Annotated in this window: 7 protein-coding genes; 2 read left to right on the plus strand and 5 right to left on the minus strand. The window is 58.2% G+C overall.

The features are described 5' to 3' along the window. From bchY to ACFDSS_RS01870, 5 genes are all read right to left on the minus strand, one after another. The coding region (gene bchY / locus ACFDSS_RS01850; RefSeq protein WP_375254052.1) for a chlorophyllide a reductase subunit Y at positions 1 to 1,463 on the minus strand (1,463 nt) is incomplete at its 3' end. Beyond that, positions 1,453 to 2,487, minus strand: a complete 1,035-nt coding sequence (locus tag ACFDSS_RS01855; protein ID WP_375254053.1) for a chlorophyllide a reductase iron protein subunit X — start codon at positions 2,485 to 2,487, stop codon at positions 1,453 to 1,455. The genes ACFDSS_RS01855 and bchY, both read right to left, overlap by 11 nt. Then, positions 2,484 to 3,422, minus strand: coding sequence for a chlorophyll synthesis pathway protein BchC (bchC, locus tag ACFDSS_RS01860; RefSeq protein WP_375254054.1), 939 nt, complete (start codon positions 3,420 to 3,422; stop codon positions 2,484 to 2,486). The genes ACFDSS_RS01855 and bchC overlap by 4 nt, the downstream gene beginning before the upstream one ends. A 117-nt stretch (positions 3,423 to 3,539) precedes the next feature. After that, positions 3,540 to 4,601, minus strand: coding sequence for a methyltransferase (locus tag ACFDSS_RS01865; protein ID WP_375254055.1), 1,062 nt, complete (start codon positions 4,599 to 4,601; stop codon positions 3,540 to 3,542). Positions 4,602 to 4,681: 80 nt separating this feature from the next. After that, on the minus strand, positions 4,682 to 5,563 hold the full coding sequence (locus tag ACFDSS_RS01870; protein WP_375254056.1) for a polyprenyl synthetase family protein: 882 nt from the start codon (positions 5,561 to 5,563) through the stop codon (positions 4,682 to 4,684). An 85-nt stretch (positions 5,564 to 5,648) separates the two neighbouring features. Between ACFDSS_RS01870 and crtD the strand changes: the two genes are divergently transcribed. Together crtD and ACFDSS_RS01880 are read left to right on the plus strand one after the other, a co-directional pair. Next, on the plus strand, positions 5,649 to 7,202 hold the full coding sequence (gene crtD, locus ACFDSS_RS01875; protein ID WP_375254057.1) for a 1-hydroxycarotenoid 3,4-desaturase CrtD: 1,554 nt from the start codon (positions 5,649 to 5,651) through the stop codon (positions 7,200 to 7,202). A 37-nt stretch (positions 7,203 to 7,239) separates the two neighbouring features. Beyond that, a partial coding sequence (locus tag ACFDSS_RS01880; RefSeq protein ID WP_375254058.1) for a hypothetical protein occupies positions 7,240 to 7,434 on the plus strand: 195 nt, incomplete at its 3' end.

The following is a 7,434-nucleotide window of genomic DNA, read 5'->3' on the forward strand; positions in this document are numbered from 1 at the left end:
GCACGCATTGTGTCCATCTTCTCTTTTCCAGCAATCGCGGCGTTCACCACTTGCGCCAGCGAGCCTGCACCCGCTGGTCCCATGAGTGGTCGTGCCGAAATAAGATTAGTGAAGTAGAGCGACGGGATGCCGTGCTCTTTGGCATGTTGAACAACAGGCGTCGTCCCAATGGCTAGATCAGGCTTGATCGCATCAACAGCCGCCAGATCATCCTCAAGCGAGGCACGATAGACCACCTTCACGCCTTTGCTTTCCAGCCAAGCCGCATCATCGGCAGACCAAGGTGTTTTGGGGCAAGCCGTGCCGACATAAGGCACATCCGCGCCACTTTCGATCAACAAACGTGCCACCAAAAGCTCAGACCCTTCGTAGCCGGACAGGGTCACTGTGCCGTTGATCTTTGCGGCGGCAAGGGCACCGGATATCGCGGGAAGAAACGCATTTTGCGCCGCTGCAATCTGTGCCGCAGGGACATTGAACGCGTCGCCAATATTCGCCAACCAAGCGGCTGTGCCATCATGGCCAACAGGAGCAGAGCCAACGATTCTACGCCCGGCTGCCTGAAATTCACGCACCGATGCGGTGTAAAACGGGTGGATCGCAGCCACACCACCACAATCAAGCGCGGCATAAAGCTCGCGCCATTCGCGGGTGGGGACAACTGGACCAGCAGCCAAACCCATCGGGGCCAGCATCGCGCCGATCATCATCGGATCGGCGGGGAACATCTCACCCAGAAGCGCGACAGTCGGGCGATCAGATTTGCCACCGGCAGGCGCCTGAACCGGACCGGCTGCAATTTCTTCGCGCGCATATTGCAGCATTGCACCGGCCAAGACGTCTTTGGCCTCGGCATGGGTCGGAATGCCAAAGCCGGGGACGTCAATGCCAACGATACGCACGCCGTTGATCTCTTTTGGCAACAAACGCAGCGGAACACCGGACGCGGTGGGCACACAAAGGTTCGTCACCACAATTGCATCGTAACGATCGGGATCAGCCATATCATGGACGCTTTCACGAATATCCTCGAAAAGCTTTCCCGTGACCAAAGTCTCTGAATTGAACGGCACGTAGCCGACAGATCGGCGGGCACCATAGAAATGTGAGACGAACGTCAGTCCGTAAACGCAGCAAGCTGAACCGGACAACACAGTCGCCACGCGCTTCATGCGCAGACCGACGCGCAAAGACCCGAATGCAGGGCACATGCTTTGCGGTTGGTCATGTGGACCTTGCGGATAATCCTTTGCGTATTGGTCCAAAATCTCGGATTTGCCAGCAGCGCGGGCGGCCGCTTCCATCGTGCCAGCGCTTGCCGTGCACCCGCCGTCCAATGCCGTCTGCTGCACGCCCGCAGGCAGATCAGAGGTATCTTCACGCGCCGTACCCTCGATGATCTGGACGTCGCCCGCATCATCATAGCCAACTTCATAGCCTTGGGTTTCCGGCTCAGGCGTCATCGTAGATGACCTCGAGACTTTCCTTTGGCGCAGCGTTCTTGCCGCGCATGTCGACATCAGTCGCTGGCACAAGCTGGTAGTCGCCGCCAGTATCCTTGCTATCAAACAGGGCCAGCAATCCATCTTGATCGAGCGGCGACGGGCGCACAGGCGGCGCAATCCCAACAGCCGTCGCAAGCCCTTCAAACATTGGACCCCACTTGCTCTCGTAGGTGCCGACGATTTGATAATTCGCGGATTTCTTGCGCAGATCATCGTCCTGCGGAATAGCTGCGAGAACGGGAATATCGACAGCTTCGGCAAAGGCCTGCGCTTCGCCTGTGCCGTCATCTTTGTTGATAACAAGCCCCGCCACACCGACGTTGCCACCAAGCTTGCGGAAATACTCAACCGCAGAGCAGACGTTGTTCGCAACATAAAGCGATTGCAGGTCGTTGGACCCTACCAAAATCACCTTCTGCGCCATGTCGCGGGCGATGGGCAGGCCAAAGCCGCCACATACGACGTCACCAAGGAAATCCAGAAGGACATAGTCGAAGTCCCAATCATGAAAGCCCAGCTTTTCAAGAAGCTCAAACCCGTGGATGATGCCACGACCACCGCAGCCACGGCCGACTTCAGGGCCGCCAAGCTCCATCGCGAAAACACCGCCGCGCTTGAAGCAAACGTCGCCAATCGCGACTTCTTCACCCGCGATCTTCTTTTTCGCAGAGGTTTCAATGATCGTTGGGCAAGCCTTGCCACCAAAAAGCAGGCTGGTGGTGTCAGACTTCGGATCACAGCCGATCAGCAGCACGCGCTTGCCCATCTCGGCCATCATGTGGCTCAGGTTGGCGAGCGTGAATGATTTACCAATACCGCCTTTGCCGTAGATCGCGATGATCTGGGTTTTCGAAGTCGGCTCCCCCTGGGGGACTTCCAGCGATGGCTCCTCATGCGCTTCGTCGCGCAGACGTTGATCGAAATCCTTCAGGTTTGGTATGTCCTGCCCACCGGCAGGCTTGCTATCAACGGCGTCTTTCATGCAGTTCCCCAATTCAAGATCATTTTCAGACACGCAGGATCGGTGAATGCGGTCTGATACGCGCCACTGGCGAGGTCGGCAGGTTGTTGGTGTGTAATCAGATCAGCAAGCTCAAGCGTGCCAGCTTCGACCAATGCTTTGGTGGCGGTCATGTCATCAGGCGCCCATTCCGCGCTGATGCGGAAACGCGCTTCTTTCATGAAGGCCGGTGGAAAAGCGAATTGCAGCGGCGCCGCGTAGAAACCGGCGAGAACAATCTCACCGCCTTTGGCGATGCGGCCAATCCAGTCGTTCAGCAGGTCGCCGCGACCGGATGCGTCATAAACGGATTTGTAATCACGGCGGTTGTCATTCTCTGGCGTCGTCACTTCATAGCCTTCCGCACCTGCCATACGGATCGGGTCGACCTCCCAAACGGTGGGTGCAGGCGCGCCAGAGGCGACGGTGAGACGCGCCAACAGGCGACCAAGAACGCCGTGGCCGATAATCAGATCAGGAACGGCTTTATGTGGTCCGGCCATCGCATGACGCGCCGTGGCAGCAAGTGCCAGCAAAGCGCCAGCCGCACCCAGACCGCGATCAATGCGCGTGACCCGTGACGCCTTGGTCACGATTGTCTCAGCCGCGGCGCCGAACAGGCCATGCGCACCTTCGTAGCAATTCGCACCGGGCACAAAGACATGTTCGCCCACGCGGTAACCACTGTCCGGGCCGGCCTCGACCACTTCGCCTGCCGCCTCATATCCGGGGATCAAGGGGTATCCCAGACCGGGAAATGGCGGCATCTCTCCGGTCCAGAACAGCTTTTCGGTGCCGGTGGAGATGCCCGAATGCTTGATCGCGACCACAATATCGTCAGCTACAGGGGGAATGATTCCCACCTCATCGAGACCCAACTGGCCCGGCGCCGATAACAATACAGCCTTGGTTTGCAACGGTTTTCCCTCTGTTGGTTGGCGCAATTATGCAAGCACCTGCGACACTCTGTCTTACGTTTATTCTAGACTGACAACCGTAAGTGTCAATCTATTTAGACAGTTAGTGTGTCAGGTTTACTTTACACCTGTGACCACAGAAGTAATGAAGGGGCGGCGGACGCGTGGCGTGTCGATCTGGGTGAAACCAGCCGCCTCCAACAGCGCCGAGATTTGCGCGGCAGAGCGCGCACGCCCCGTCCGCATCGCCATACAGTAAATCGCAAAATAGGCATCGCCAGCGCGCGAGGGCGTATCGCCTCCCGTCATCGGTTCAGAGATCACGATGCGCCCGCCGGGCGGCAGCGCCTCATAAATATCCGCGAGCAGAGACGTGACTGTTTGATCGCTATGATCGTAAAGAATACGCACAAGCGAGATCAGATCAGCCCCTCTTGGCAGGCCCTCATCGCGGAATGATCCGGCGATGATCTCAGTGCGGTGCAGGATGCCTGCCTCTTCAAGGCGCTCTTTCGCTGAGGGAACAACCGCAGGAAGGTCAAACAGCATCAACGGCAATTCGGGATAGGCTTGTCCAACAGCCGTCAGGAATGCACCGGACCCACCGCCCACATCCATCATCTGATGCGAACCTTTGAAGTCAACGGCGGCAAGTGTGTCCTCTGCCACAAGCACCTGACTATCAGCCATGAGCTTGGAATATTGCGCTATCGCCACCGGATCAGTGGCACCTTTCGCGCCAAACACATAGGGCCAGAACTCTGCCAGCTCGGTTTCCACCTCGCCGCGAAAGAAAGCCACGGGATCAGCCAGATCGAGGTAGAGAATTTCATGGTGATCGATCATGCCAGCCAGACCCGGCACACCTGCCAAAGCAGCCGACCGACGCGTTAGCGCATAGCGCCCGGACTTGCGCAGCTTCAAAAGACCGATCGCGACACAACCGGACAAAAGCACCTGCAAACGGTCCTCAGGGAAGTCCAGCGCATCGGCCAATGCGGCGGCTGTCATCTCATTCTTCAGCAGAAGATCCGGCAGCCCAAGACGGACAAAAGCCTGTAGGATCTGGCTATGGCAGAAGCCCGCCACAAGATCGAACATCGCCTCACCTTCAGAGCGCACGATATTACGGGTGAATGGAAATTTCGCAGCCCAGCGCTGGAATCCTCGCTTCGCCATCAAACGCGTCAACCTGCCAGCAGGTTTGACCGCCCCCTTGGGCAGCGCGGGCGGTTGTGACTTCGATGATGGGTCCGACATTATTCCCCGGGGACTGTTGGCCTGCCTCGCGCACCTGCGGGGACCAGTTTATCTGCATAAGCACGGACCATTTGTGCCAAGGCAGCTTCGCCAGGGCAAGCGGGAATCGATGAAATCGCACCACCAAGAATATCGTCAAAGCGCTGGATCGCACCTTTGACACCAAAAGATGCAACGGCATTGGGGCGGCCATGCAGATCATCCTGACCGGCAGGCTTTCCGAGTATTTGTTCATCACAAAGCGCATCGCGCAGGTCATCGGCGACTTGAAAGGCCTCTCCGATGCGCGCGCCAAGCTCTTCCCACGGGGCCGCATCCTGCCCGGCAGCAACCGCGCCCATCTGGGTGGCGGCAACGAACAATGCACCGGTTTTCGCTTGATGATATGCGGATAGATCGATGTTATCCTCGCTTTCCCAACCCTGTCCGGCACAAATGCCAAAAGGCATACCAGTGCGCGTGCCCAAGATATCAATCAGCGCCAAAGCGCGTTCAGGCGCGTCTCCGGCAGCACGCACCAAAAGCTGGAACGGCATTATCATCAAGCTATCACCAGCCAAAACAGCCAATGGCTCTGAATAGGCCCGATGCAATGCAAGTTTCCCACGGCGCATATCCGCATCGTCAAAACAGGGCAAATCGTCATGCACGAGGCTGGCGCAGTGGATCAACTCAAGCGCGACAGCAGCGGCGTCGGTCAATTGCGGACGGTCATCACCGCAGGCCATCGCCACAGAGGTCAGGATCGTTGGGCGAATACGTGCGCCACCGGGGGTCACAGCATATTCCAGCGCCGCAGCAAGCTTTGCAGGCGCCATGCCCCCTTGGCCACGCGCAATAGCCTGCGCCATGGCTGCATCAATCCGCTCTGAGATTCTCATGCGTATCTCCTTTGCAAACTATAGTGTCTATTTTAGTTTACATATGTCAATGTAAATCAAATGGGACAACCGATTCAGGATCGATATGGCGCAAGGACCGCCTAAAATCGTCATTGTCGGCGCTGGCATCGGCGCATTGGCGGCCGCACTCCGGCTTAGCCATCAAGGGTGCGCGGTGACAGTCTTGGACATGCATGGCATGCCCGGCGGAAAGATGCGCACGGTTCCATCCAAGGCCGGGCCGATTGACGCCGGGCCAACTGTGTTGACGATGCGCCCCGTGTTTGAGGACCTCTTTCACGATGTGGGTGAGGACCTTTCAGAACATCTGACGCTCGAACCCCTCACGGTGCTGGCGCGGCATTATTGGGACGATGGCACCTCGCTTGATCTGACAGCGGACCGTGCACAGAGCCGCGCGAACATCGGTGCAGCATTCGGATCAAAGGCCGGAGCAGAATTTGCGCGGTTCTCTGTGCGCGCCAAACGCCTTTTTGCGGCATTTGATGAACCGATGATGCGCACGGCTGCACCAGATCAGATGGCCGTCACCAAGACCGTTCTGCGCAATCCCCTTTTGATCCCAGCCATGGCGCCGCACCGCACTATGGCGAGCTTGCTGAAATCCACCTTCCGTGATCCCAGGCTCGCACAACTCTTTGGGCGTTATGCGACATACGTCGGCGGATCACCCTACGCATCCCCCGCGATCCTGTCGCTGATCTGGGAAGCGGAGGCCCAAGGCGTTTGGTCCATCAAAGGCGGCATGCATCAACTGGCGCAAAGTATTGCGACACTCGCCAAAGCACGCGGTGCGGCGTTTCACTACAACACCCAAGCCACACGGATCACGCGCCAGAACGGCCGGATTTCGGGCGTGCAAACGGCGCAGGAACACTTCGCCGCCGATATCGTGCTTTTCAATGGCGACCCGCGCGCGCTAGAGACTGGCCTGCTTGGGGATGGTGCAAAAGAAGCCGTAACAAGGCAAAACGTGGAGCCGCGCAGCTTGTCTGCCTTCGTACATGCCTTTGCCGCAAGACCAAGAGGCGTGGATTTAGCGCATCACACGGTCTTCTTCGGGCACGACCCCAAGGCAGAGTTTCAGGCTTTGGCAAAAGGTGAGATGCCCACCGACGCGACGCTCTATCTTTGCGCGCAAGATCACGGCGCAGTGGCTGCGGACGCCCTTCAGCGCTTTGAAATCATCATGAACGGCCCTCCGGTACTCCGCGACCCTGAAAAGGAAAAACCCCCATGTCAGACACAGATTTTCAAGCGGTTTCAGCAATTCGGCCTGAGCTTCAGTCCAACACCCGGCCCGGACACATTGACAACGCCGCAGGGGTTCGACCAGCTGTTTCCCGCGAGCCTCGGATCCCTTTACGGGCGGAGCCCGCATGGGCTGACAGCGGCCTTCAAACGCCCGACGGCACGCACAGCGGTGCCGGGGCTTTACCTTTGCGGGGGCGGGGCGCATCCGGGGGCGGGGGTGCCGATGGCGACGCTCTCCGGCCAGCACGCGGCCGCGGCGATCATGACGGACCATGCTTCCACCTTGATGTCCCCCCAAACGGCTACGCGTGGTGGTATGTTGACGGGATCAGCACGGACGGGACGAAAGCGGTCTCTGTTATAGGGTTTATCGGATCGGTGTTTTCACCGTGGTACACCTTATGGCACGCAAGCTTGACCTGCGCGGCCTGACCAAAGATCAACTCCCCCAATTCGCCGAAGTTTGGAAGCGAGGCTGGGCAAACATTGTCCCCCTTATCGGGCTCTTGGTGGTGCTCTTTTCGGGCTACACGCCATTTATGTCAGCATTCTGTGGCATTTCACTTGCCATCGTTGCGGGCATGTCGCGCTTTAAC

It is taken from the genome of Yoonia sp. (assembly GCF_042093035.1).
Lineage (GTDB): Bacteria > Pseudomonadota > Alphaproteobacteria > Rhodobacterales > Rhodobacteraceae > Yoonia.

Coding starts and splice junctions, on each gene's coding strand:
- crtD (WP_375254057.1), top strand. CDS start 5,649: ATGGCGCAAGGACCGCCTAAAATCGTCATTGTCGGCGCTGGCATCGGC.
- ACFDSS_RS01865 (WP_375254055.1), bottom strand. CDS start 4,601: ATGGCGAAGCGAGGATTCCAGCGCTGGGCTGCGAAATTTCCATTCACC.
- ACFDSS_RS01870 (WP_375254056.1), bottom strand. CDS start 5,563: ATGAGAATCTCAGAGCGGATTGATGCAGCCATGGCGCAGGCTATTGCG.
- ACFDSS_RS01855 (WP_375254053.1), bottom strand. CDS start 2,487: ATGAAAGACGCCGTTGATAGCAAGCCTGCCGGTGGGCAGGACATACCA.